Genomic DNA, 1,366 nt, shown 5'->3' with positions numbered 1-1,366 from the left:
GAATAGGGTGTTTGCCATTCCAGTTGCCCATATAGGTATGCAATGCTTTTTTAAATAGCTCATCACCCAGCATATCTTTTAAGGCGAGATAAGATAATGAAGCCTTTCCGTAGGAATTATTCCCATAACCTGAACCCGAAACCTGATCGGACATGGAAATTACCGGTTGATCTTCTTCTGTCGATTTATCATTGATATATTTATTTACCCTGAAGTTTTTGTAAAACTTATCAGCAGCTTCTTTACCGTGTTCTGCAATACCGATTAAATATTCGAATGTTGTAGCCCAGCCTTCGTCCATATAGGCATAACGGGTTTCGTTAATGCCCATGTAAAAGGGGAAGTAAGTGTGTGCTACTTCATGGTCCTGAACCAATTGTGCAAAAACAGGATCGCCAAATTGAGAATCGTTAACCATCATCGGATACTCCATATCCGCAAAACCTTGAAAAGCAATGGTTTTAGCATAGGGATAGGGGATGCCCGGCCAATTGTTCGAGAACCAATCTAAAGCATTAAGGTTGTATTTAACCGAGTTGGTAAAATCTGTTCCGGTAGTTGGATTGTAGGCTGCCTGGGCACTTGCACGGCGATTGGTCTTTTTATCTACAATTACACTTGCGCCATCCCAAACATAATGGTTGCTCAAAGCAAAAGTAACATCGGTAATGTGCTTTACTGCAAATTTCCAGGTATTCCAGTCTTTTTGCTGGGTTACTTTGCCATCTTTCATTTCTTGCTCTGTAGCGATATGAATGACCTCATCTCCATTGTACGATTTTTTTAAACGTGCAGAAATTTCTGGTTGTAACACTTCATCAGGATTCTGGAAATCGCCTGTTGCATAAACTACATAGTTTTTAGGCGCTCTGATTGCGAACTCGTAATCGTTAAAGTCGTTATAAAACTCAGCTCTATCAGTGTGTGGAATGCGGTCCCAGCCGTTATAATCATCAAATACAGAGATACGAGGATAACTATAAGCCACAAAAAATGAGTTTGGATCAATCTGTCCCTCACGACCGCTTTCTTTTGATAATGGGTAATCCCACTCTATTTTAACCGCAATTTTCGATTTTGGTAGCAACGGCTTGTTCAGTTTTACATTGCCAACTGTTCCCCAATTTTTGCTATCTACTTTATACGTTTCGCCATCAACAGAGAAAGAACTGATATTTAAGCCTGTGCTCAAAAAATCTTCACTTACTGCACCACCTCTCGGTGAGGTTGGTTTGTGCAGGTTGTTTACAAAACGGATTGCCAAAGTTCTTAAAGTATCAGTGCTGTTGTTACTGTACAAAATTTCTTCTTTACCGCTTACCACTTTGGTTTCGGCGTCTACCTTAATATCCATGTTATATTTACC

General features: G+C 40.0%; 1 protein-coding gene. It reads right to left on the bottom strand.

Features of this window, described 5'->3' with window-relative positions; translation table 11 throughout:
• The coding region (locus AC1DPQ_RS27805) for a M1 family metallopeptidase (RefSeq protein WP_477611575.1) at positions 1-1,354 on the bottom strand (1,354 nt) is incomplete at its 3' end.
• Between the last annotated feature and the right edge of the window lie 12 nt (positions 1,355-1,366).

The sequence above is a fragment of the Pedobacter sp. 01T416_2 genome (assembly GCF_056398925.1).
The sequence above is the reverse complement of the archived record's forward strand: the minus strand, read 5'-3'. Positions and strand labels throughout refer to the sequence as shown.